Raw genomic sequence first — 22,443 nt, 5'->3', positions numbered from 1 at the left:
TCCGTTCCGGCTCAGGCCTTGGTGAGGGCCTGGGCGATCTGGCCGACCAGCACGGCGAACGGCATGTCCAGCGCCCCGTAGACCTCGCCGGCCAGCGGGTCGGCGTTGTCGGCGAGGATCTCGACGATCGCGGTGGCGTGGTCGACCGGGATGACGCCCGCCTGCTGCATCCGCAGCAGCCCGGCCTCGCGCTTGGTCTGCGAGAAGGTGCCCGAGGCGTCGATCGCGGCGTAGGCGTCGAAGCCGTCGGCGGTGGCGCTGATCGCCGGGAAGGCCAGGCAGACCTCGGTCGAGATGCCGGTGACGATGAGCTTCCGGCGCCCCGTCGCGCGGACCGCCTCGACCACCCGCGGGTCGTCCCAGGCGTTCACGGTGGAGCGGTCGATGACGGTGAGGTCGGCGGGCAGCACCGCGGCCAGCTCGGGGATGGTCGGCCCCCACATGCTGTCGGCGGCCGTCGTGGTGGCGATGATCGGCAGGCCGAGCACCCGCGCGGCCCTGACCAGGGCGACCACGTTGTGCTTCAGCTCGGCGAGCGGGATGTCGCGGACCCCGCTGTAGAGGCCGACCTGGTGGTCGACCAACAGGAGCGCGGCGTTGTCCCGCGTCAGGCGTTCGGTGAACTTGGTGTCGCTCACGGATCCTCCGGAAACCGTCGGTTCTGGGCAGGGCGGCGAACGCCCGGCGCAGTGGCTCCGCCGCTTGACGGGGCCGCTCACCGCCCTATAGTCACTAAATCATACAGTCACGAACGATTACTAACGTCGGGGTGTTCCGGCGTGGAGGAGCAGCCATGAGCATCGAGATCCCCGCGGGCCGGTACGCCCTCGACCCGGTCCACTCGTCCCTCCAGTTCTCCGCCCGCTTCGTGGCCGCGCGCGTGCGGGGGACCTTCGGCGGGCTGTCCGGAGCCCTGGAGATCGCGGACGACCTGGCGAAGTCCTCCGTCCAGGTGCAGATCGACCTCACCACCCTGTCGACCGGCGTCGGCGCCCGCGACGACCACCTGCGGTCGGCCGACTACTTCGACACGGCGAACCACCCGGTGGCCACGTTCGCCTCGACCGGCGTCGTCGAGGACGGCGACCGGTTCCTGCTGGCCGGCGACCTGACCATCCGGGGCGCGACCCGGCCCGTCGAGCTGGAGGTGCGGTTCACCGGCGACGGCGAGGACCACACCGGAGCCTTCCGCGTGGGCTTCACGGCTTCCGGGCGCGTGTCGCGGTCCGCATTCGGGGTGAACGGCAACGTCTCCGCGACGGGCGGTCCGCTCCTAGTCGGGGACACGACGGAGATCACCCTGGAGCTCCAGGCCGTCCGCGAGAGCTGATCCGCCCGACCCCGCCCCGGCCAGCTCACAGAACCTGGAGCAGCGCGACGATGAGCCGCAGGACCACCGCCATGACGATCAGCGCAGCGGGTGCGACGTTCACCCGCAGGGAGCTGACGATCGACGACCCCGCCGCCGGCGAGGTGCTCGTCCGCATCGAGGCCGTCGGTATGTGCCACGCCGACCTCGCCGTGCGGGCGGGGGAGTTCCCGTTCCCGCTGCCGGGTGTCGCGGGCCACGAGGGCGCCGGACGGGTCGAGGCCGTCGGGGCGGGGGTGACCTCGGTGCGCCCCGGCGACCGGGTCATGCTGACCTTCGACTCGTGCGGGCACTGCGTGTGGTGCGTGTCCGGGGAGCCGTCGCGCTGCCTGGGGTTCGTGGCCCACAACTTCACGAACGGCGCCCGCCCGGACGGCTCGCCCACGCTGTGGGACGGCGGCACGCCGGTGCACGGCAGCTTCTTCGGCCAGTCGTCCTTCGCGAGCTACGCGCTGGCCCGTGAGCGCAACACCGTCCGGGTCCCCGACGTGGCGTCCGACGTGCCGTCCGAGGTGCTGGCGCCGCTGGGCTGCGGTGTGCAGACCGGCGCGGGAGCGGTGCTGAACGTGCTGGCCCCCGAGGCGGGCAGCGCGGTGGCCGTCTTCGGCGCGGGTGTGGTGGGGCTGTCGGCGGTGATGGCGGCGGCGATGCTGCCCGTCGGGCGGATCGTCGTCGTCGACGTGCAGGACACGCGCCTCGACCTGGCCCGCGCGCTGGGCGCCACCGACGTCGTCAACTCCCGAACCGAGGACGCCCGCGAGCGGGTCACGCGCCTCACCGGCGGAGGCCCGCAGTACGTTGTCGAGAGCAGTGGGGTGCCCGCGGTGCTGGCCGAGGCGATCCGCAGCCTCGGGATCGGCGGCACCGGCGCGGTCGTGGGCGTGCCCCCGTTCGGCATCACCGCTGCGATCGACGTGGCCGACCTCGTCAACGGCAGCAAGCGCGTCGTCGGTGTCGTCGAGGGGCGCAGCAACCCGCCGGTCTTCCTGCCCCGGCTGGCCGAGCTCGTGGCGACGGGCCGGCTGCCGGTGGGACGGCTCGTGGGCACCTTCCCGCTGGAGGAGGTCGAGACGGCGGCGGAGGCCATGAAGGCGGGCACCACGATCAAGCCGGTGCTCGTGCCGGGGTGAACGGGTGGCTCCGGCTCAGGGCTCCTCGGCCGCGGGCACGTCGTCCCGTTCGACGGCGCGCTGCTGCTCCACCACGAAGCGGAAGTCCGCGAGGAACCGGTCGTAGGTGTCCGAGCCGAGCAAGCGCCGGTGCCGCTCGGCGATCTCGGCCATGATCGCGTCCGCCGTCCGCATCTGCGCGCGGCCGCGTTCGGTCGGGATCACGAGCTTCGCGCGCCGGTCGTCGGGGTCGGGCCGGCGCTCGACGTAACCCAGCGCCTCCAGCTCGTCGACGTTCTTGCCGATGACCTGCTTGTGCTGGCCCGACAGGCGGGCCAGCTCGGTGGCGCGGATCCCGTCCAGGCGCAGGTAGGCCAGGACGGCGCCGTGGCGGGGGGCGATGTCGACGAAGCCCTCCCGGTGGAGCCGCCGGAAGAGCTCGCCCTGCACCGAGAACAGCAACCGGCCGGCGAGGACACCGAGGTCGGTCGCGGCGTCCCTGCGCTCCGCGTCCTCCGGCGTTCCGCCGTCCGTCACCGCAGCCTCCCCGTATCACCGGACGGGCGTACAGTACAAGGTCGAATCAGGTGGGACCCGGGAACGCGCGGACTGACCGCTGCACCGACCTGGTCGCCCGAGGGATGTCGACCGGGCCGGCGGCGCCGTCCCCGGGTTGGAACCCCGGTGCACGGGGAGCACGCTGAAGCGGCCACAACCGAGATTGCCGAGACTTGCATGCGTCAAGCCTCGCGCCTCAGTCAGCTCGACGCTCACCTCGCGACGCTCCTGACGGCCGCCGACGCCGGGTACCGCGGCTCGTCCACCAGCTGCGCGACCCCCGGAACGCCGCGCAGCCGCTCCAGCATCTCCCGCTCGTGGCGCAGCCGCCGTTCCGCGTCCGGGCCCAGCGGTTCTTTCCCGACGACGGTGTACCGGGAGAGGAACAGCCGGGTGACGCGCGTGCGCTCGCTCTGGTGCAGCACGTGTGCCCGAGCGGATGGATCGTGGCCCGAAACCGCCCTGCCCGTCACCACCCGACATCTCCGTGCGCCGTCGGGCACACCTCGTGCCGTGCCCGCGCATCGTGCGCCCGCGCGCGAAAGAAGGTACTCCGGCCACCAGCGACCCGGGGCCTACCGCGCCACCGTTGCCGAGCAGGCGGCTGACGGGCTACTTCGGCTGGCAGACCACGTCCACCAGCGCCGGTCCGCCGGTCGCCAGCACGTGCGCGGCGGCGCGTCGCACCGCGTCCTCCACTTGCGACGGGTCGGTGACCGGCCCCTCGGCGTACCAGCCGAAGCCGGTCGCGACGGTGGCGAAGTCCGGCGCCGGGTCGGAAATCGCCATGCCGATGTGCGCGCGCTCCACCGGCGTTCCGCGCTGCGCGGCGAGCTTCTCCTGGTGCTCCCAGTCGTTGTAGTAGGCGCGGTTGTTGAACATCACCACGAGCAGCGGCAGCTGGTAGCGGCTCGCCACCCAGAGTGCGCCGACGTCGAACATCAGGTCGCCGTCGGGCTGGAGGTCGACGACGAGGCGCCCGGTGCCCTTGTGCGCGAGCGCCACCCCGAGCGAGATGCCGATCTGCGTGGCCGTGCCCAGCTGCTTGCCGGGGTGGCGGTGCGGGGCGTCGAAGTCCCAGAGGCGCAGCGCCCACTCCGCGGCCGTGCCGGCGGTGAGCACCCAGTCGTGCTCCTCGACGACGTTCCAGACGGACGCCGCGAGCTGCGCCGTCGCCACCGGAGTCTCACCCGCGACCGATTCGGCGTGCCGGGCCCAGCCGGCCCAGGTGTTCTCGTGCAGCTCGGTGAGCCGCCGGGTCCACGCCGCACGCTCGGCCGTGCGCCGCTCGTCGTCCTCGGAGAGCAGCGCCCGGCACTCCTCGAGCAGCAGCGGCAGCGCGACCGCGGTGTCGGCGACGACGGCGTGGTCCGTCGGGATCTGCTGGGCGTAGTCCTCGCTCCAGGACGAGGTGCCCATGTCGCCGAACCCGACCGAGAGGACCCGGCAGTCCGGCGCCAGCCGGGAGACGTTCCGCCGCGCCAGCCGGTCGGTGCGGTGCGTGGGCTTGACCATGTCCTTGACGTCGACGAACAGAACGCAGTCGGCCTCGTCGACGATGTCGGTGTCGCTCACGCACAGCGGGTGGCGGGTCGGGAAGTTGAGCCGCCAATGCGTGTCGACCGCTCCGATCCCGACCTGCTCCGCCAAGTTGATCAGGTGCCCGAACGACTCCGGGTCGCGACCGGGGTAGCCGAGCACAATGACCGGGCGCTTCGCCGCGCACAGCTCGCGCGCGAGCGCACCCAGCGCGCCCGGGTGCGGAGCCACCGGCGCCGGGGCGGCTGCGAGCGCGACGACGTCGTCGACGGGCACCGGCTCCTCGACCGGATCCTCCTGCAGGCCGGCGTCGAGGGCGACGTAGGTCGGCCCGGCCGGGCCGGTCGTCGCGATGCGGTACGCGCGCGCGAGAACCCCGGGCACCGCCTCGATCGAGCGCGGCTCGTGGTCCCACTTCGTGTACTCCCGGACCGCCTGGCCCTGCACGTTCGCCGAGTGGATCCAGTCGATGTAGGGCCTGCGCCGCTCGTGGTCGGCCGGCCCGGAGCCGCCGAGGACGAGCACCGGGGCGCGGTCGATGTAGGCGTAGTAGACGCCCATCGTGCCCTGGAGCAGGCCGACGAGGTCGTGCAGGATCACGCCCATTGCGCGGCCGGTCGCCTTCGCGTACCCGTGCGCCAGCGCGACCGCGATCTTCTCGTGCGGGCACTCGATGATCTGCATCTCGTCGCCCGCGTAGTTGACGAGCGAGTCGTGCAGGCCGCGGAACGAGGAGCCGGGGTTGAGCGCGATGTAGGGCAGGTCGAGGCGGCGCAGGGCGTCGACCATGACGTCGGAGCCCCAGACCGGCTTGTCGTACGGCGCGTGGTTGCTCATCGGGGCCAGCTCCAGTCGGGGTCGTCGGCCGGCAGTGTGATCGTGATCGTCTTCTCGCGGGTGTAGGAGAGCAGCTCCTCGTGCGAGTTCTCCTTGCCGAGGCCGCTGTGCTTCCAGCCGCCGAAGGGAGAGCCGGGCGGGCGGCGCCCTGTCCCGTTGACGTAGACGTAGCCGGCCTGCAGCCGGTCGGCGAGCCGGTGCGCGACGCGCAGGTCGCGGGTGTAGACGTTCGCGGTCAACCCGAAGTCGGTGTCGTTGGCCCGCCGGACGGCGTCGTCGAGGTCGGAGAAGCCAAGCACCGCCATGACCGGCCCGAACACCTCCTCGCGGGCGATCGGCATGTCGTCGGTGACGTCGGTGAACACCGTCGGCTCGACGAAGTAGCCGCGGTCGAGCCCGAACGGGCGGGACCCGCCCGCGGCGACGGTCGCGCCCGACGCCTTCGCCCGCTCGATGTGGTCGAGCACGCGCGCGTGGTGCGCTGCGAACGCGACCGGCCCGACCTCGTTCGCCTCGTCGCACGGGTCACCGACGCGCAGCTCGCGGACCCGGTCCAGCAGCGCATCCGTGAACGCCGCGCGGATGCTCTCGTGCACGTAGAGCCGGGAGGTCGACCCGCATGACTGCCCGTTGCTGCGGGCGATGTTCATGCTGGCCACCGCGTCGCGGGCGGCCTTCCGGGGGTCGACGTCGGGGCAGACGATCAGCGGGTTCTTGCCGCCGAGCTCGAGGGTGACGTGCGCCAGGTTCTGCGCGGCGGCGGCCAGGATCCGTCGCCCGGTCGGCACCGAGCCGGTGAAAGCCACCCGCTGCACGCCCGGGTGCGAGACCAGTGCCTCGCCGAGCTCGGCCCCGGTGCCGGTCAGGACGGTGAGCACGCCCGCCGGGAGCACGGCCTCGGCCACCTCGGCGAGCGCGAGCGCGGAGAGCGATGTCTGCTCGCCCGGCTTCACGATCACCGAGTTGCCCCCGGCCAGCGCGGCCGCGGCCTTGCCGCAGGCGAACTTGAACGGGTGGTTGAACGGCACGATCCGCACCACGACGCCGTATGGCTCGCGCTGGGTGAACGACACCGTCTCGGCGCCGGTGGGCGTGCTCGCGCCGTGGGTCTGCCCGGCGAGCCCTGCGTAGTAGTGCAGCTCCCTGACGGTGGACTCGAGGTCGCCGCGCATGCCGGCGATCGGGTTGCCGCTGTCCAGGACGTCGAGCAGGGCGAGCGGCTCGGCGACCTCGGCGACGGCGGCGGCGAGGTCGCGCAGCAGCGCGGCCCGCCGGGTCCACCCCAGCGCCCGCCATGCCCCGGAGGCCTCCTCCGCGGCCCGGACGGCGAGGTCGGCGTCGGCGGCGCCCCCGGCAGGCACGGTGCCGAGCAGCTCTTCCGTGGTGGGGTCGATGCAGTCCAGCCGGGCGCCGGAGTCGGCGTCGCGCCACTGCCCGCCGATCGACATCCGGGCGTGCACCGGCGGCTTGCCGCGGCCGACGTTCCCCAACACCCGAGTCATGCCGGCTCCGTCCTCACGTGCACGACGGCGAGCTGGCCGTCCTGGGCTGCGGCCAGTGCCTTGGCGAGGGCGCCGGCGAGATCTGCCGGCTCCGAGACGGTGCCGGCCGTCCAGCACCCGTACGACGCGGCGAGGGCGTCGATGTCGACGGCCGGATCGGCGATCCGCATGCCGATCCAGCTGTTCGCCTCCGGACGCCCGCGCTCGCGGGCGACCGCGGCCTGGTGGGGCTCGTCGTTGTAGAACGACCCGTTGTCGTTGACGACCAACAGGCCCGGGATCCGGTAGTGGGCAGCGGTCCACAGTGCGCCCGCCGCCATCAGCAGGTCGCCGTCGCCGACGATCCCCACACCGAGCAGGCCGCGGTCGCGGGCGGCGAGGGCACCCCCGACGAACGCCCCGGGCCCGTACCCGACGCCCCCGCCGCCGGAGTGGCCGAGGTAGCTCCCGGCGCCCGGCAGCTCCCACACCGCTTCGGGCCAGCTGCGGGTGTTGCGCAGGCACAGCAGGTGCGGGACGTCGCGCACGACGGACCAGAGCTCGGCGACGAGCCGCGCGGGGGTGATCGGGCGCGCGTCCCAGCGCTCCTGCCGCGCGGCGGCGGTCCGCTCGCGCTGCACGCGGACGTGCGCCACCACCAGCTCGCGGCGCACCGAGGCATCCGGCGGGCGCTCACGCAGCGCGGCGAGCAGCTGGCGGGCGCCGGTCAGCGGGTCGGCGAGCAGCTGGGCCGTCCGCGGGAAAGGGGTGGCGAAGGCGTTGCTCCACGACCGCTGGTCCAGGTGCCCGGTGGAGACGTCGACGATCGCCTGCTGTGCGGCGGGCGCGCTCGTGCGTCCCCGGCCGCGGCGGCGCAGCCGGCCCGCCACGTCGGGCAGGCCGATCGCGAGCACGACGTCGGCGTCGGCGAGCCAGCTCGGGTCCCCGGTGCCGTTCTGCGGGTGGGTGGTCGGGAAGGAGACGCTGTTGCGGTCCTCGACGTAGGCGGCGCCGATCAGCTCGACCAGTTCGACGAGGACGGGCGTGGCCGCCGGGTCCCAGTTCAGCGCCCCGGCGGTGACGACCGGGCGCTGCGCACCGAGCAGCACGTCGACGGCCCGCTCCACGCTCGCCTCGTCGGCGGCCGGCGGCGGGGCGGGGGCGTGGAGCACGAGGTCGGGGAGCGGGACCGGCTCGGTGAGCGCCGCCTCCTGCACCCCGGCGTCGAGGGAGACGTACGCCGGACCGCGTGGGACGCTCGCCGCCCGCCGGTGGGCGGCCAGCACGTCCGCGACGAAGGCCGCGGGCGTGGCCGGCTCGGCGTCCCACGTGACGAAGTCGCGCACCAGCTCGGCCTGCGTGGTGGCCGAGTGGGCCCAGTCGATCGGGCGGCGCAGCGCCGGGTCGACCGGGCCGCTGCCGCCGAGGACGAGCAGCGGCACCCGGTCGCAGAACGCGTCGTAGACGGCCATCGAGGCGTGCATGAGCCCGACGAGGTCGTGCACCGCGGCGACGCCCACCTGTCCGGAGCCCTTGGCGTAGCCGTGGGCGAGGGAGACCGCGATCTCCTCGTGCAGGCACAGCAGGAGCTGCGGGTCGGTGTTGCCGCCGTGGTTGACCAGGGAGTCGTGCAGCCCGCGGAACGAGGAGCCCGGGTTCAGCGGGACGTAGCGGGTTCCGAGTGCGCGCAGCAGGTCCACGACCAGGTCACTGCCGTAGCCGGCCGGGCCGGGCGTGAACCCGAGAGGCTGCTCCGTCACCCCTCGAGGACCTTCACGTTGTCGTAGCCGAGGTGCTTGAAGAGCCGGTTCTGGAAGCTCAGCAGTCGAAGTGGCGTGCCGTCCGCCGCGAAGTGCTGGGCCACCGTGTTCTGCGGGACGTAGAGGACGTCGCCCTGCTTGAACTCGTGGTGGGTCGGCTCCTTGGCGATGTGCGCGTAGTACTTCTCGGCGATCTCGGCCTGCACCTCCCAGTGCAGCGAGTAGCCGTCGCCCGAGAGGGCGTAGAGCACCTCGTCTGCCATCTTCCAGTAGCGCGGGGTGGCTTCACCGGCCTCGATCGCCCACTCGAACGCGTCCACGCTGAACAGCCGCGCGTGGTCGGTCTTCGGGCTGGTCATCACGCGGATCCGGCCCAGCTCGGTGTCCTGCCAGACCGTGTCCTCGGGGCTGATCACCTTCGTGCGATCGAGCACGCCGGGGGTCCAGATGGCCGACCAGTCCGCTCGCGGGCCGAACTCGTCCGGTCGTTCCACCGGACCGCCGCGGCCCTGCTGCAGCAGCCCCAGGAACATCCAGCTGCTCTTCGCCTTCACGACGAGGGTCAGCGCCTTCTCGTCGTACGGGTTGAAGTGCCGGTGCACCGAGTCGGTGTGGACGAAGACGAAGTCGCCGGTCTTCCAGTCGTAGCGCTGGTCGTCGTGGATCTCGTAGCCGGCGCCCTCGAGGATGTAGAACGCCGCCTCATTCTGGTGGCCGTGGCCGCGGTTGCTGCCGTGGCCGTCGATCTCGACGAAGTGCACCTGCAGCGTCTGGGTCAGGAACTCCTCGTCCCCGGGGCCGATCCGCCACCAGGTCCGCGACTCCTTGTTGCTGCCGGAGTGGGCGACGGCCTCGCCGTGGTCGGTGACGACCTTCTCGTCCCGGACCCGTGGCCGCGCGAGCTGCTCGCGCCGGAACGCCTCGAGCTCGTACTTGTCGGACTCCAGGCCGCGCACGAACACGCGTCCGTCTTCACCCACGGTGGCCTCCTCGGCGCCGATCGACGAGTAAGGTCTAGTGGTTAGACCAATAGCTGTCAAGCTTGCTACTGTCCCGTCCCATGGCCAAGGACGCCCTCGTCACCAATGACCTCGCCGTCAAGTTCGCCACCGAGAAGGACTCGCCGTACACGCGCTGGGTGGCCGCGGAGGGTCTGGACATCATCGCCGCGCACTACGTGCCCGACCTGCGCACCGTCGAGCTCAAGCCGTGGGCGCGCCGCGGCGGCAGCGGTGTGTTCATCAACCACGAGGCCACCCGCACGTCGAACGACTGCTACGTCTGCGAGATCCCCGCCGGCGGCGAGCTGGCCCCGCAGCGGCAGCTGTTCGAGGAGATGATCCTCGTCCTCGACGGGCACGGCTCGACCCGCGTGTGGAACGACGCCGGAGCCGAGGTGAGCTTCGAGTGGGGGCCCGGTTCGCTGTTCGCGATCCCGCTGAACGCCCACCACCAGCACTTCAACGGATCCGGGCAGCAGGCGGCGCGGTTCGTCGCCTCCACGAACCTCCCGCCCGTCCTCAACCTCTACGACGACGTCGACTTCGTGTTCGGCACGGCGCACGACTTCCCGAGCCGCTTCGCCGGAGAACCGGACTACTTCGCCCCGAAGGGCGAGCAGAAGGGTCTCCTGCTCGACACCAACTTCGTCGCGGACGCGGTCAACCTGCCGTTGATCGAGGCGAAGGAGCGCGGTGCCGGCGGCGGGCACATCCGCTTCGCGATGGCGAAGGGGTCGATGAACAGCCACATCTCGCAGTTCCCCACGGCGACGTACAAGAAGGGCCACCGCCACGGACCGGGCGCCCACGTGATCATCCTGTCCGGCGAGGGCTACAGCCTCATGTGGCCGGAGGGCGAGGAGCCGCGCCGCTACGACTGGGGTCCCGGCACCCTGATCGTCCCGCCGAACATGTGGTTCCACCAGCACTTCAACAGCGGGACGCAGCCCGCGCGCTACCTCGCCTTCAAGCACGAGGTGGTGTCCGTGCGCAACGCGCAGGGCGTGCCGAAGGCGTGGATCAGCAAGCGCGTCGGCGGCGACCAGATCGACTACGCCGACGAGGCGCCGGTGGTGCGCGAGACGTTCCGCGAGGCGCTGGCGAAGGTCGGCCTCGAGCCCAAGATGGACGCGGCCTACGAGGCCGAGCTCGCGACACTTCCGCCGAAGCCGCAGGAGACGGTCGCGGTCTAGTGTCCGATCAGACGGTCTACTCCGCTCACGTCCCCGGGCACGACCACGACCACGACGACGAGCCGCTGGGTCCGATCGAGGACAACCCGATCTGGCAGCAGGACAACGTCCGACTGGCGAGCGTCGGGATGGACATCGGGTCCTCCGGTACCCAGGTCGTGTTCTCCCGGCTGCACCTGCGGCGGATCGGCGAGGAGCTGACCAGCCGGTACGTGGTGGTCCGGCGCGAGACGGTCTACCGGTCCCCGGTTGCGCTCACGCCGTACGCGAGCGGGCAGAACATCGACGCGGAAGCGCTCGGCACGATCATCGACAAGGCCTATGCCGAGGCGCACGTCGACCCGGAGGACATCGACACCGGAGTTGTGATCCTCACCGGCGAGGCGCTGCGCCGACGCAACGCCGAGGTGATCGCCGGAATCCTGGCCGACCGCGGCGGCGCGCTCGTGACCGCCACGGCGGGCCACCACATGGAGGCGATGCTCGCCGCCTACGGCTCCGGAGCGGCCCAGGCGTCGTACGACACGGGCGCGCGCATCCTGAACATCGACGTCGGCGGCGGGACCACGAAGCTGGCGGTGCTGGACGGCGGGCGCATCCTCGCCACCGCGGCCGTGCACGTCGGCGGCCGGCTTCACGTCGTCGACGAGGCGGGCACGATCGTGCGCATCGAGCCGGCCGGCCGCGAGCACGCCGAGAGGGCCGGTCACCGGTGGGAGCTCGGCGACCAGGCCGGCGAGGACGACCTGGTGCGGGTGGCCGAGGGGATGGCGGACGTCGTGGTCGCCGCCGTGACGGGTGGGCCGGACACGGCCGGCTTCTTCCTCACCGAGCCGCTGGGCGACCTCGGGCGGATCGACGGCGTCATGTTCTCCGGCGGTGTCGCGGAGTACGTCTACGGCCGCGAGGAGGCGCGGTTCGGCGACCTGGGGCATCCCCTCGGCCGGGCGTTGCGCCAGCGCGCCGACACCGGTGCGCTGCCGTGGCCCCTCCTCCCCGCGGGCGAGTGCATCCGGGCCACCGCGCTGGGCGCGTCGGAGTACAGCGTCCAGCTCAGCGGCAACACCTGCTGGATCTCCGAGCCGGACGTCCTGCTGCCCCGCCGGAACATGCAGGTGCTCCGCCCCGGGTACGAGCTCGGCGAGACGGTCGACAGTGCCGCGGTCGCGTCCGCGATCCGCCGCCACCTCGCCGCGCTCGACGCCGGGACCGCGGACGTCGCGCTGGCGATGTCCTGGTCCGGGTCGCCGCGCTACCAGCGACTGCTCGCCTTCGCGCTCGGGATCAAGGACGGCCTCGCCGACCGGATCCGCGGGGGCCGGCCGGTGTACGTGGTGCTCGACGGCGACGTGGCCATGACGCTGGGCCGGCTCCTGCGCGAGGAGCTGGCCGTCGCCACGGAGGTCCTGGTGGTCGACGGGTTGACGTTGCGCGACTTCGACTACGTCGACATCGGCCGCGTGCGGTACCCGTCGAACACGGTGCCGGTGACGATCAAGTCGCTCGTCTTCAGTCGGCATCCTCCGAGCCCGACACCCGGGACGCCGTGCGCGTGAGGTGGACCCTCATCAGTTCCGTGGCGCGCTCCACGTTGCGCTCGGCGAGCGCGTCGACGAGGGCGCGGTGCTCCTCGGCGCCGTGGCGGCCGTGGGCCGGCGCGGTGGAGCGGGCCTCCTGGAGCGAGCGGATCATCGGGTCGTGCAGTGACTCGGCGAGCAGTGCGATGGCGCGGTTGTGGGCGCAGCGGGCGAACCGGGAGTGCCACTCGGCGGAGAGGGTGAGCGGGTAGTCGTCGGACTCGAGGGCCGCGCTGCTGCGGTCGCAGATCTCGTACAGCGCCGCGATGTCCTCCTCGGTGGCGCGCTCGCACGCGAGTGGCACCAGGCCCAGCTCGAAGATCATCCGCGCCTCGGTGACCTCGAGGGCGGAGAGGCTCGACAGCGAGATGAGGTCGGCGATGCCCTCGCCGACCATGCGGCTGCTCGGCGCGGTGACGAACGCGCCGCCACGGGCGCCAACGCGGATGTCGACGAGGCCGTTGGCCTCCAGTACGCGGAGGGCTTCACGGACCGTGACGCGACTGACCCCGAACCGCTCGCACAGCTCCCGCTCGCTCGGCAGCCGGTCACCCGCAGTGAGCTGTCCGGAGCGGATGAGCAGGCGGATCTGATCAACGATGACCTCGGAGATCCGACCGACGCTGACCTTGCTGAGCAGGTCACCCTTGTTCGGCGCGGTGCCGCCGTCCGTCACTGGGGAGGTGGTTCCCGGCCTCGTCACTCACGAATTGTATGCCCTTACGGACAGTCGGCTCGGGTGGCACGACCGGGCACGAACGTCACGAATCGTGGTGCTGGTCCTCGAACAAGCAGCGTGGTCTAATGGACAGACCAACGGAGAGAGGACGTTGCAACAGTGCCGAAGGTGATCTACGTCGGCGACGACGGTCAGGAGATGGCCGTCGATGCGGTGGTCGGCGAGTCCGTGATGGCGACCGCGGTGAAGAACGGCGTACCCGGCATCGTCGGCGAGTGCGGGGGCAACGCCTCGTGCGCTACCTGTCACGTCTGGGTGCGTGAGGAGTTCGCGTCGGCGGTCGGTCTGCCGAACGACATGGAGGAGGACCTCCTCGATCTCGCGGTGTCCGAGCGGCGCGACGGAAGCAGGCTCTCCTGCCAGCTCGAAGTGAGGCCGGAGCTCGACGGGCTGACGGTCGATGTGCCCCCCGTGCAGCCGTGAGGGCACCCGATAGGTATTACGGTTAGTCCACACGCTCGAGGGGAGACGCCCGTGCTTCGTCAGGACATCAACGAACTGCTGACCCGCACCGGCCCGGGCACGCCGATGGGTGAGCTGTTCCGGCAGTACTGGATGCCGGCCTGCCTCGCGGAGGAGCTGCCCGAGAACGACTGCCCGCCGGTGCGACTCAAACTGCTGTCCGAGCGGCTCATCGCCTTCCGCGACAGCGACGGTCGCTACGGGCTGATCGACGAGTTCTGCGCCCACCGGGGCGCCTCCCTGTGGTTCGGCCGCAACGAGGACGGCGGGCTGCGCTGCCCGTACCACGGCTGGAAGTACGACGTCACCGGCCAGTGCGTCGAGGTGCCGTCGGAGGCGGACAACTCGAGCTTCTGCCAGAACGTCAAGCTCACCGCGTACCCGCTCGTCAAGATCGGCGACATCCTCTGGACGTTCATGGGCGACCCGGCCGAGCAGCCGCCGCTGCCGGAGTTCGAGTTCGCGCTCGTGCCGCCGGAGCAGACCTACACGTCGAAACGCCTGCAGCAGTGCAACTGGCTGCAGGCCTTCGAGGGTGGCATCGACTCCAGCCACGTCACGTTCCTGCACTCCGGAGGCCTGAAGAACGACCCATTGTTCAAGGGCGCGAAGGGCAACGAGTACAACCAGAACGACAAGAAGCCCTTCTTCGAGGTCGCCGACTCCGACGGCGGGCTATTCGTCGGCGCCCGGCGCAACGCGGAGGACGGCAAGTACTACTGGCGGATCACGCCGTGGGTGATGCCGTGCTTCACGATGGTCCCCCCACGCGGCGACCACCCGATCCACGGGCACTTCTGGATCCCGATCGACGACGAGAACTGCTGGGCCTACAGCTTCGACTACCACCCGGTCCGCGCCCTCACCGCCGCCGAGCGGCAGGCGATGATCGACGGCCACGGCGTGCACAGCGAGAACATCCCCGGCACCTACCGGCCCCTTGCGAACCGCGACAACGACTACCTGATGGACCGCGAGAAGCAGCGGGCGGGGGAGTACTACTCGGGCATCAAGGGCATCGCGATCCAGGACGCGTCCCTGCAGGAGAGCATGGGGCCCATCGCCGACCGCACCAAGGAGCGGCTCGTCCCCGCCGACGCCGGCATCATCAAGGCGCGGCAGAAGCTGCGCAAGGCCGCCATCGCGCTGCGCGACCACGGCACCACCCCACCCGGGGTGGACCCCGAGCACCACCGCGTGCGCTCGGCCGCCGTCGTGCTGCCGCAGGCCGAGGCCTTCCTGGACGCCTGCAAGGACGACGTGCGCGTCAACCCCGGCATGCCGATCGCGTCGGTGTAGACCCATGGCCACCCAGGCGTTCGTCGACCCGAACCTTCCGAGCAGCTGCGCCCGCGCGGCGACGGCGGCCGAGGCCCGCTACCGCATCCAGCGTCCGGTCGCGCCCGCCCGGGCGCCGCGGATCATCGCCCTCGACGGCGGGGCGGTGGAGATCGTCCGCCGCGCCGCGGCGCTGCAGTGGGCCAACGCCCGCTTCTACGCCTGCGAGTCGATCGACGGCACGGTCACCCTGCGCGGGATCGAGGGCCACCCGGCCACGCTGGCCGACGAGCTCGCCAGCGCCGACGTCGTCGTCATGATCGCGACGGACGACGGCGGGGCGGGCTGCGCGCACACGATCGGCAAGGCCTGCTGGCAGCGCAGCATCATGACCGCGGGCCTGGTCGTCTCCGACGACGACGCCGCGGACCGCGCCGTTGCCGCCCTGCGGCCGCACGCCCGCGTGCTGCTCCCCGGCGCGGACGAGAGCGATGTCGTCGACCTGCTCACGGCCCTACGAGCATGAAAGGGCGCGCATGAACGGCAGGACGACCCTTCGTGGCCTCCAGCGGATGAAGGACGAGGGCCGCAAGATCGTCGGCGTCGTGGCGTGGGACTACCAGATCGCCAGGATCGCCGACCGCGCCGGTGCGGAGATCGTCTCGGTCGGGGACACCGTCGGCGTCAACCTCTGGGGTCACGCGAGCCCGTTCGAGATCACGATGGACGAGATGGTCGTCGTGGCGCGGGCGGTGCGCCGGGGCGTGTCGCGGGCGCTGGTGTCCGCCGACTTCCCGTTCGGCCCGGTCCAAGAGGGCACGGCCGCGGCCGTGCGCGCCGCGATCCGGTTCGTCAAGGAAGCCGGCGTGGACCTGGTCAAGGTCGACGGGGCGGCGGACCACCTCGACGCCGTCGCGGCGATCACCCGCGCCGGGATCCCGGTGTTCGCGCAGTTCGGCATCACGCCGCAGACCGCCCTGCGCTACGGCGTCGAGTACTCCGCCACCCCGTCCGCGGCCGACCAGATCCCGGAGGACCTGACCGGCGAAATGATCGACACGGCACGACGCCTCGAGGAGGCAGGCGCGGTGCTGCTGAACTTCACGAACTCGGGGCCGGTGGTCGGCGCCGCGGTCGCGAAGGCCGCCTCGGTCCCCGTGCTCGGCGGCTTCGGCGGCGGGCCGTGGCTCGACGGCCGGATGCGCATGGCGCACGCCGCCATCGGCTACGCGGAGTCGACGGTCGACGATCCGGCTGACGACCGACCCGGGACCTACGCGCACGTCGCGCGGACCACCCTCGACGCGCTCACGCGGTACGCCGACGACGTCCGCGGCGCCCGGCAGCTCCCCGGCGGGCGGTGACCGTGCCCACCGCCCTCGCCGACGGGATCCCCACCCGCTACGAGGTGGCGGGATCGGGTCCCCCGCTGCTCATGTTCTCCCCGGGCGGCTTCGACTCCACGCTCGAGAGCTGGCGGACGGTCGGGGTCTACCGCCGACTCGCCCTCCTGGAACAGCTCGCGACGCGCTACACCTGCATCACGTTCGACCGCCGCGAGTCCGGCCGCTCCGGCGGCCGCGTCGAACGCCTGTCCTGGAGTCACTACGTCGCGCAGGCGATCGGGCTGCTCGACCACCTCGGCATCGAGCGGGCCCACCTCATGGGTGGCTGCGTGGGCTGCTCGACGGCCGCGGCCATGGCGGTGGCCCATCCCGACCGCGTGCGGTCCATGGTGCTGTTCTCCCCGGCGGGCGGCGTCAAGTACCGGATGCGGCAGCACGAGCGCTTCGCCCGACACCTCTCGTACGTGCAGGCGCAGGGGGTCGACGGGGTCGTCGCGCTCGTGCGGGCGACCGACGCCGGCTTCTCCGCCGACCCGCGGGTCGGTCCGTGGAACAGTGTGATCCGCGCCGACCAGAGCTTCGCCGACGCATACGCGAAGCAGGACGTCGACCGCTACGCCCTCGTCGTGGGCGGCACCGCACGGCTGATGTTCGACCGGGACACCGTGCCGGGCGCGGAACCGGAGGACCTGCTGCTGCTGGACGTCCCGGCGCTGATCGTCCCCGGTCAGGACGAGTCGCACGCCCCGTCCGCTGCGCGCTACCTGCAGGAATGCCTACCGCGTGTGGAGTACTGGGACGTCCCGGTGGCCGGGCAGACGCGGGAGACCGCTCCTGCCCGGGTCCTGGAGTTCCTCGACGAACAGTGAGGAGCAGATGGCGATGAGGCCATCATCGAAGCCATTGCGTGCCGCCGCGGCCGCTGTCGTGTTCGCCGCGCTCGCAGCGTGCGGGAGCGGCGCCGCGAGCGGGGAGAAGGCCGGTCCCTTCGCCGGCGAGGACGTCGACCTGGTCGTCCCCTACGAGCCCGGCGGCGGCTACGACGCCTACGCCCGGGCGCTCGCGCCCTACCTCGAGGACTGCCTCGACGCGACGGTCGTGGTGCGGAACGAGCCGGGTGCGGGAGGGTTGGTCGCGACCAACCGGACGTCCACAGCAGGTGCCGAGGAGAAGCGCATCCAGATCGTGAACACCGTCGGCCTCGTCTCGGCGCAGATCGCGCATGCCGAGGGGGTGCGCTTCGACCTGGAGAAGCTCAACTGGATCGGCCGGATCGCGGGACCGCCGAGCGTGATGGTGGTCGCCACCGGCAGCCCGATCCAGAGCCTCGCCGACCTCGTGCACGCGGGGCGACCGGTGAAGTTCGTGACGACGGGACCGGGATCGAACGACTACATCGCCCCGAACATCCTGGGTGCCGCCTACGGCTTCCCCATGGAGATCGTCAGCGGGTTCGCGGGCGCTCCCGAGGCGCGAGCCGCGGTCGTCGCCGGGAACGCCGACGCGCACGTCCTCCCGATCGACAGCCAGCTGCCGGCTATCGAGTCGGGTGACGTCCGCCCCATCGTCACGATCGACGGGGAACGGGACGCGTCCCTGCCCGACACCCCCACCGTCTACGAGGCCGCCCCGCCCGACGACCGCGCGAAGGTGATGATCGACAACCTCGTGGCGCTGGGGCAGACCGGGCGCGCCCTGATGGCCTCGGCGCAGATGCCGGCCGACCGCGTCGAGGCGCTCCGCGCGGCGTTCGGGTGCGCCATCGGCAACGCGGACCTGGTCGCCGCCCTCGACGAACAGGAACGGCCCCTCGACCCGCTCGGTGGGCCGGAGACCGCGCGGCTGGTGAGCGACGTGCTCACCGCTCCCGAGGAGTTCCGGCAGATGATCGTGGCCAGCTACTGAAGGCTCTCACCGCGTTCGAGCGCCGCGATCTGGTCGATCCTGCGCTGGTGGACGCCGCCCTTGAACGGCGTCTCCAGCCAGGCGGTCACGATCTCGCGGGCCAGGTCGGGTGCGAGGACCTTGGCCCCCAGCACGAGCACGTTGGCGTCGTTGTTGCCGCGCGAGATCCGCGCGTGGAAGAGGTCGGGGCACAGCCCGGCCCGGACGCCGCGGATCTTGTTGCAGGCCACGGTCTCGCCGAGCCCGCTCCCGCCGACGACGATCCCGCGCTCGGTGCGGCCGTCGACGACGTGGTGGCACAGCTCGGCGCAGAGCGGCGGGTAGTCCACCTCCTGCGCGCCGTGCGCTCCGAGGTCGGTCACGTCGTGGCCGCTCCCGCGCAGCATCGCGACGAGCCCGGCCTTCAGCGCCACACCGTTGTGGTCGGCGGCGATCGCGATGCGCATGCCGGACGGCTACGCCTCGAGCCGGAGCGTGCTCGCGGCGAACACGGTCTCCAGCTCCACCGGACGCGAGAGGATCTTCTGGTCGACGCACGTGCGGACCAGTCGCTCCAGCACCTCGCGGTTCGGGTCGATCCCGTACGGCAGGGGATCGGCCCCGGTCAGCTCGAACACCTGCCGGTACAACCGGTCGTTGGCGTCGGGTGACTCGATCTTCCCGTTGCTCAGCCGCTCGACGTAGAGCTGCTTGGCGCGCGCGAACGCGTCGAAGACGTCGGCGGCGATGTCCGGATGCTGCCGGAGCACGTCGTCGCGAACGACCACGAGGTGGTTGATGGGGTAGAGGCCGCGCTCCCGCAGCGCGGTGAGGGCCGCCTCCGTCGCGTTCGGGATCAGCGGCACGACGTCCGGGGCGGGGATGCGAGCGCCGAGCACCGCGGCGAGCTTCCCGCCGCGGAGCAGGTCCTCGAGGCTGCGCGGCGGCTTGACCGGGACGACGTTGGCCGGGGGCCGGTACTCCGCCACGTGCTCGTCGCCCGACAGCACCCACGTGATCTTGTCGAGGTCCACGCCGTACTCGTCGCGCAGGATCGCGCGGGCCCACACCCCGGTCGTGACCGTGTAGCCCCGGTCCACCCCGACCCGGCGGCCCTCGAGGTCCTTCGGGTGCCGGATGCCGCCCGCGGAGGCCACCTGGATCACGCCGTGGTGCAACCCGCGGGCGAGGAAGACGGGCAGCGCGGTGAACTCGACACCGTGCTCCTTGGCGACGAGGTAGGTGGTCAGCGCCATCTCGCTGACGTCGTACTCCAGCTCGCGCACCATCCGGCGGAAGGCCGAGACGAGGACCCGCACCTCCTCGAACTCGAAGTGGAACCCGTGGGGAGTCACCTCTCCGGACTTCAACGCCTCGTTGGCACCTTGCGTGCGGGTGACGGTCCGCAGTACGGGCCCGGGTTCCTGCATGTCGATCCCCTCTGGTCGCTCACCGATAGTCTATGGTATGACCAATAGACCAGAAACGGGGAGGCGGGTCGATGCCCGATCAGGTGCTGGCGGCCGTGCGGACAGGTCCGGGTGTGACCGAGCTCCGCGAGTTCCCGATGCCCGAAATCGACGAGGACAGCGCCTTGCTCGAGGTCGAGGTGGCCGGGATCTGCGGCACCGACGTCAAGATGTACGCGAAGCCACCCTCGACCTCGCCCGTGATCATGGGGCACGAGAACGTCGGAGTCATCTCGCACGCGGGGCGCGGCTTCACCGAACGCAAGGGTGTGCGTGAAGGTGACCGGGTCTTCGTCGAGCACTACGTCGGCTGCTTCCACTGCGAGTGGTGCCACGCGGGGGAGTACCGGCACTGCGAGCTCACCGACTGGCGCACCAACCCCGACGCCCGCCGCTACGGCTACACCTCCGCGGACAATCCCGGCCGGCTGTGGGGCGGCTTCTCGCAGTACATGTACCTGCCCTGGAACGCGGTGGTCCACAAGGTGCCGGAAGGGGTGTCGGCCGAGCTGGCGGGCCTGGTCACGCCGCTGTCGAACGGCATCGAGTGGGCACTGAACGCGGGGAAGGTCGGCTACGCGTCCACAGTGCTCATCCAGGGGCCCGGGCAGCAGGGGCTGTCCCAGGTGGTCGCCTCCAAGCAGGCCGGTGCCTCGCTGATCATCGTGACCGGAACGGCACGGGACGCCGCCCGGCTCGACCTGGCCAAGGGGTTGGGTGCCGACGCCGTGATCGACGTGCAGCGCGAGGATCCCCTCGCGCGGGTGCTGGAGCTCACCGGCGGCCGGGGCGTCGACACGGTGCTCGACTGCACCGCCGGGGCCGGCACCGCGCCGGTCCTGCTCGGCATCGATGCCCTGAAGCGTCGCGAGGGGATCATGGTGACCCAGGGTGAGGTGGCGGCGTTCCCGGACTTCCCGCTGAAGAAGCTGACCGAGAAGTCGATCACGCTCGCCAGCGCGCGCGGGCACGGCTTCCGGGCGGTCGAGCTGGCGCTGGAGCAGCTGGCCTCGGGGCGCTTCCCGCTCGACCGGCTCGCCACCCACAGCTTCGGTCTCGATCAGGTCGACCACGCCATCCGGGCCCTCGCCGGCGAGACCGGGGAGGATGCGATCCACATCTCGTTGCTGCCGTGGAAGGAGAAAGCGTGAGTGTGGTGGTTCGCAATCCGCCCCGCACCGACCGGGCGCTGGTCGAGGGCCTCGCGGAGTTCGGGGTGTCCACGATCCACGAGGCCCAGGGCCGTGCGCGCCTGCTCGACCCGGCCCTGCGGCCCATCTGGTCGGGCGCCCGGGCGGCCGGCACCGCGGTGACGGTCAGCGTCCCGCCCGGCGACAACTGGATGATCCACGTCGCCGTCGAGCAGTGCGCCGAGGGTGACCTGCTGGTGGTGGCCCCGACGACGCCCTCGTCGGCCGGGTACTTCGGTGAGCTGCTGGCCACCGCGCTGGCCTACCGCGGGGTCCGCGGCCTCGTGATCGACGCCGGCTGCCGCGACGTCGCCGAGCTGCGGGAGATGGGGTTCCCGGTCTGGTCCCGGCACGTGTCGGCCTTCGGCACCGTCAAGGAGACGCTCGGCGACGTCAACGTCGGCCTGGTGTGCGCCGGGCAGTGGATCGAGCCCGGCGACGTGGTCGTCGCCGACGACGACGGGGTCGTGGTCGTGCCCAGGGCCCGGGCCGCCGACGTGATCGCCGCCGCGCGGGAGCGAGAAGAGCGCGAGGCCCGCTCCCGGGAGCGCTACGCGAAGGGTGAGCTGAGCCTGGACGTCTCCTCGATGCGCGAGGCGCTCGGCGCCAAGGGCCTGACCTACGTGGATGCCGGGTGATCATCGACTGCCACGGTCACTACACGACCGTTCCGGCCGCCCAGCAGGAGTTCCGGGACGCCCAGCTGGCCGCGCTGGACGACCCGACACTGCCGGCGCCGTCGCCGGCCGAGATCGGCGACGACGCCATCCGGGAGAGCGTCGAGGGCAATCAGCTGCGGATCCTGCGCGAGCGCGGCGGCGACCTCATGCTCTTCTCGCCGCGCGCCTCGTCGATGGCGCACCACGTGCCGGACCCGGCCACCGCGCGGGCGTGGGCGGCCACGAGCAACGACCTCGTCGCCCGGGTCGTCGACCTGTACCCCGCCCACTTCGCCGCGGTCTGCCAGCTGCCCCAGACGCCGGGTGGCGCCCTCGACGACTCCGTCGCCGAGCTGCGCCGGTGCGTGGCCGCGGGCTTCGTGGGGTGCAACCTGAACCCCGACCCGTCCGGCGGTTTCTGGACCTCGCCGCCGCTCACCGACGAGTACTGGTTCCCGCTGTACGAGGCGATGGTCGAGCTGGACGTGCCGGCGATGGTGCACGTCTCCGCCTCGTGCAACCCCAACTTCCACGCCCTCGGCGCGCACTACCTCAACGCCGACACCTCGGCCTTCATGCAGTTCCTGGAGGGCGACCTGTTCACGCGGTTCCCGACCCTGCGCTTCGTCATCCCGCACGGCGGTGGCGCGATCCCGTACCACTGGGGCCGCTACCGCGGGCTCGCGGTCCGCATGGGCCGGCCCGATCCCGCCACGCTGCTGTCCAACGTCTTCTTCGACACCTGCGTGTACCACCAGCCCGGGATCGACCTGCTCACCGGCGTGATCCCGATCGAGAACATCCTCTTCGCGTCGGAGATGCTCGGGGCCGTCCGGGGCACCGACCCCGACACCGGTGTCGAGTGGGACGACACGAAGTCCTACATCGACGAGCTGGGCCTCGCCGAGGAGCAGCGCCACCAGATCTTCGAACAGAACGCGCGGCGCGTGTACCCGCGGCTGGACGCGCGGCTGCGGGCTGCGGGGAGGTAG

At 71.9% G+C, this 22,443-nt stretch carries 23 protein-coding genes; 13 read left to right on the top strand and 10 right to left on the bottom strand.

Annotated features, from left to right (window positions below):
• Positions 1-11: 11 nt before the first annotated feature.
• Positions 12-638: an isochorismatase family protein gene (locus FB388_RS21200; RefSeq protein WP_142103979.1), complete on the bottom strand. Its 627-nt coding sequence runs from the start codon at positions 636-638 to the stop codon at positions 12-14.
• A gap of 155 nt (positions 639-793) precedes the next feature.
• Between FB388_RS21200 and FB388_RS21195 the strand changes: the two genes are divergently transcribed.
• Both FB388_RS21195 and FB388_RS21190 read left to right on the top strand, forming a co-directional pair.
• Positions 794-1,330 carry a YceI family protein gene (locus FB388_RS21195; protein WP_142103978.1) on the top strand — a complete coding sequence of 179 codons (537 nt, stop codon included), beginning with the start codon at positions 794-796 and terminating at the stop codon, positions 1,328-1,330.
• A 50-nt stretch (positions 1,331-1,380) separates the two neighbouring features.
• Positions 1,381-2,499: an NAD(P)-dependent alcohol dehydrogenase gene (locus tag FB388_RS21190; RefSeq protein ID WP_142103977.1), complete on the top strand. Its 1,119-nt coding sequence runs from the start codon at positions 1,381-1,383 to the stop codon at positions 2,497-2,499.
• 15 nt (positions 2,500-2,514) lie between these two features.
• Here FB388_RS21190 and FB388_RS21185 read toward each other — a convergent pair whose 3' ends face one another.
• The 6 genes from FB388_RS21185 to FB388_RS21160 all read right to left on the bottom strand — a co-directional run bounded on the left by FB388_RS21185 (position 2,515) and on the right by FB388_RS21160 (position 9,633).
• Positions 2,515-3,015 carry a MarR family winged helix-turn-helix transcriptional regulator gene (locus tag FB388_RS21185; RefSeq protein ID WP_142103976.1) on the bottom strand — a complete coding sequence of 167 codons (501 nt, stop codon included), beginning with the start codon at positions 3,013-3,015 and terminating at the stop codon, positions 2,515-2,517.
• Positions 3,016-3,248: 233 nt separating this feature from the next.
• Positions 3,249-3,461, bottom strand: a complete 213-nt coding sequence (locus FB388_RS21180; protein ID WP_142103975.1) for a hypothetical protein — start codon at positions 3,459-3,461, stop codon at positions 3,249-3,251.
• Positions 3,462-3,648: 187 nt separating this feature from the next.
• Positions 3,649-5,412: a thiamine pyrophosphate-binding protein gene (locus FB388_RS21175; protein WP_142103974.1), complete on the bottom strand. Its 1,764-nt coding sequence runs from the start codon at positions 5,410-5,412 to the stop codon at positions 3,649-3,651.
• Positions 5,409-6,914 carry an aldehyde dehydrogenase family protein gene (locus tag FB388_RS21170; RefSeq protein WP_142103973.1) on the bottom strand — a complete coding sequence of 502 codons (1,506 nt, stop codon included), beginning with the start codon at positions 6,912-6,914 and terminating at the stop codon, positions 5,409-5,411. Before FB388_RS21170 ends, FB388_RS21175 begins: the two co-directional genes overlap by 4 nt.
• Positions 6,911-8,653, bottom strand: a complete 1,743-nt coding sequence (locus FB388_RS21165) for a thiamine pyrophosphate-binding protein (protein ID WP_142103972.1) — start codon at positions 8,651-8,653, stop codon at positions 6,911-6,913. The genes FB388_RS21170 and FB388_RS21165 overlap by 4 nt, the downstream gene beginning before the upstream one ends.
• A complete protein-coding gene (locus FB388_RS21160) occupies positions 8,650-9,633 on the bottom strand; it encodes a cupin domain-containing protein (protein WP_142103971.1) in 984 nt (327 codons plus the stop codon). The genes FB388_RS21165 and FB388_RS21160 overlap by 4 nt, the downstream gene beginning before the upstream one ends.
• An 80-nt stretch (positions 9,634-9,713) precedes the next feature.
• Between FB388_RS21160 and FB388_RS21155 the strand changes: the two genes are divergently transcribed.
• Positions 9,714-10,847 carry a cupin domain-containing protein gene (locus FB388_RS21155; RefSeq protein WP_142103970.1) on the top strand — a complete coding sequence of 378 codons (1,134 nt, stop codon included), beginning with the start codon at positions 9,714-9,716 and terminating at the stop codon, positions 10,845-10,847.
• Positions 10,847-12,403: an ethanolamine ammonia-lyase reactivating factor EutA gene (locus FB388_RS21150; protein ID WP_142103969.1), complete on the top strand. Its 1,557-nt coding sequence runs from the start codon at positions 10,847-10,849 to the stop codon at positions 12,401-12,403. Before FB388_RS21155 ends, FB388_RS21150 begins: the two co-directional genes overlap by 1 nt.
• Here FB388_RS21150 and FB388_RS21145 read toward each other — a convergent pair.
• Complete coding sequence (locus FB388_RS21145; RefSeq protein ID WP_211362149.1) at positions 12,357-13,127, bottom strand: FadR/GntR family transcriptional regulator; 771 nt, start codon at positions 13,125-13,127, stop codon at positions 12,357-12,359. The genes FB388_RS21150 and FB388_RS21145 overlap by 47 nt on opposite strands.
• Before the next feature lie 135 nt (positions 13,128-13,262).
• Between FB388_RS21145 and FB388_RS21140 the strand changes: the two genes are divergently transcribed.
• From FB388_RS21140 to FB388_RS21115, 6 genes are read left to right on the top strand one after another with little or no spacing between them, the layout of a single operon-like run.
• Positions 13,263-13,586 (top strand): 2Fe-2S iron-sulfur cluster-binding protein, encoded by a 324-nt coding sequence (locus FB388_RS21140; protein ID WP_142103968.1) that lies wholly within the window; start codon positions 13,263-13,265, stop codon positions 13,584-13,586.
• Between the two features lie 51 nt (positions 13,587-13,637).
• Positions 13,638-14,924, top strand: coding sequence for an aromatic ring-hydroxylating dioxygenase subunit alpha (locus FB388_RS21135; RefSeq protein ID WP_142103967.1), 1,287 nt, complete (start codon positions 13,638-13,640; stop codon positions 14,922-14,924).
• Between the two features lie 4 nt (positions 14,925-14,928).
• Entirely contained in the window at positions 14,929-15,429 is a 501-nt protein-coding gene (locus tag FB388_RS21130; protein ID WP_142103966.1) for a 3-methyl-2-oxobutanoate hydroxymethyltransferase, read from the top strand.
• Between the two features lie 10 nt (positions 15,430-15,439).
• Entirely contained in the window at positions 15,440-16,267 is an 828-nt protein-coding gene (locus tag FB388_RS21125) for a 3-methyl-2-oxobutanoate hydroxymethyltransferase (protein ID WP_142103965.1), read from the top strand.
• Entirely contained in the window at positions 16,264-17,118 is an 855-nt protein-coding gene (locus tag FB388_RS21120; RefSeq protein ID WP_211362148.1) for an alpha/beta fold hydrolase, read from the top strand. Before FB388_RS21125 ends, FB388_RS21120 begins: the two co-directional genes overlap by 4 nt.
• A gap of 13 nt (positions 17,119-17,131) precedes the next feature.
• Positions 17,132-18,154: a tripartite tricarboxylate transporter substrate-binding protein gene (locus FB388_RS21115; RefSeq protein ID WP_170225771.1), complete on the top strand. Its 1,023-nt coding sequence runs from the start codon at positions 17,132-17,134 to the stop codon at positions 18,152-18,154.
• Here FB388_RS21115 and rpiB read toward each other — a convergent pair.
• On the bottom strand, positions 18,148-18,600 hold the full coding sequence (gene rpiB, locus FB388_RS21110) for a ribose 5-phosphate isomerase B (protein WP_211362146.1): 453 nt from the start codon (positions 18,598-18,600) through the stop codon (positions 18,148-18,150). The genes FB388_RS21115 and rpiB overlap by 7 nt on opposite strands.
• Before the next feature lie 9 nt (positions 18,601-18,609).
• On the bottom strand, positions 18,610-19,563 hold the full coding sequence (locus tag FB388_RS21105; RefSeq protein ID WP_142103963.1) for an ABC transporter substrate-binding protein: 954 nt from the start codon (positions 19,561-19,563) through the stop codon (positions 18,610-18,612).
• Positions 19,564-19,676: 113 nt separating this feature from the next.
• Here FB388_RS21105 and FB388_RS21100 point away from each other — a divergent pair, with 113 nt between their 5' ends.
• The 3 genes from FB388_RS21100 to FB388_RS21090 are packed head-to-tail and all read left to right on the top strand — an operon-like array spanning position 19,677 to position 22,443.
• Entirely contained in the window at positions 19,677-20,753 is a 1,077-nt protein-coding gene (locus FB388_RS21100) for a zinc-dependent alcohol dehydrogenase (protein ID WP_211362144.1), read from the top strand.
• Positions 20,750-21,430 carry a 4-carboxy-4-hydroxy-2-oxoadipate aldolase/oxaloacetate decarboxylase gene (locus FB388_RS21095; protein WP_142103961.1) on the top strand — a complete coding sequence of 227 codons (681 nt, stop codon included), beginning with the start codon at positions 20,750-20,752 and terminating at the stop codon, positions 21,428-21,430. Before FB388_RS21100 ends, FB388_RS21095 begins: the two co-directional genes overlap by 4 nt.
• Positions 21,427-22,443 carry an amidohydrolase family protein gene (locus FB388_RS21090; RefSeq protein ID WP_142103960.1) on the top strand — a complete coding sequence of 339 codons (1,017 nt, stop codon included), beginning with the start codon at positions 21,427-21,429 and terminating at the stop codon, positions 22,441-22,443. Before FB388_RS21095 ends, FB388_RS21090 begins: the two co-directional genes overlap by 4 nt.

The sequence above is a fragment of the Pseudonocardia cypriaca genome (genome assembly GCF_006717045.1).
Classification (GTDB): Bacteria; Actinomycetota; Actinomycetes; order Mycobacteriales; family Pseudonocardiaceae; genus Pseudonocardia; species Pseudonocardia cypriaca.
The sequence above is the reverse complement of the archived record's forward strand: the minus strand, read 5'-3'. Positions and strand labels throughout refer to the sequence as shown.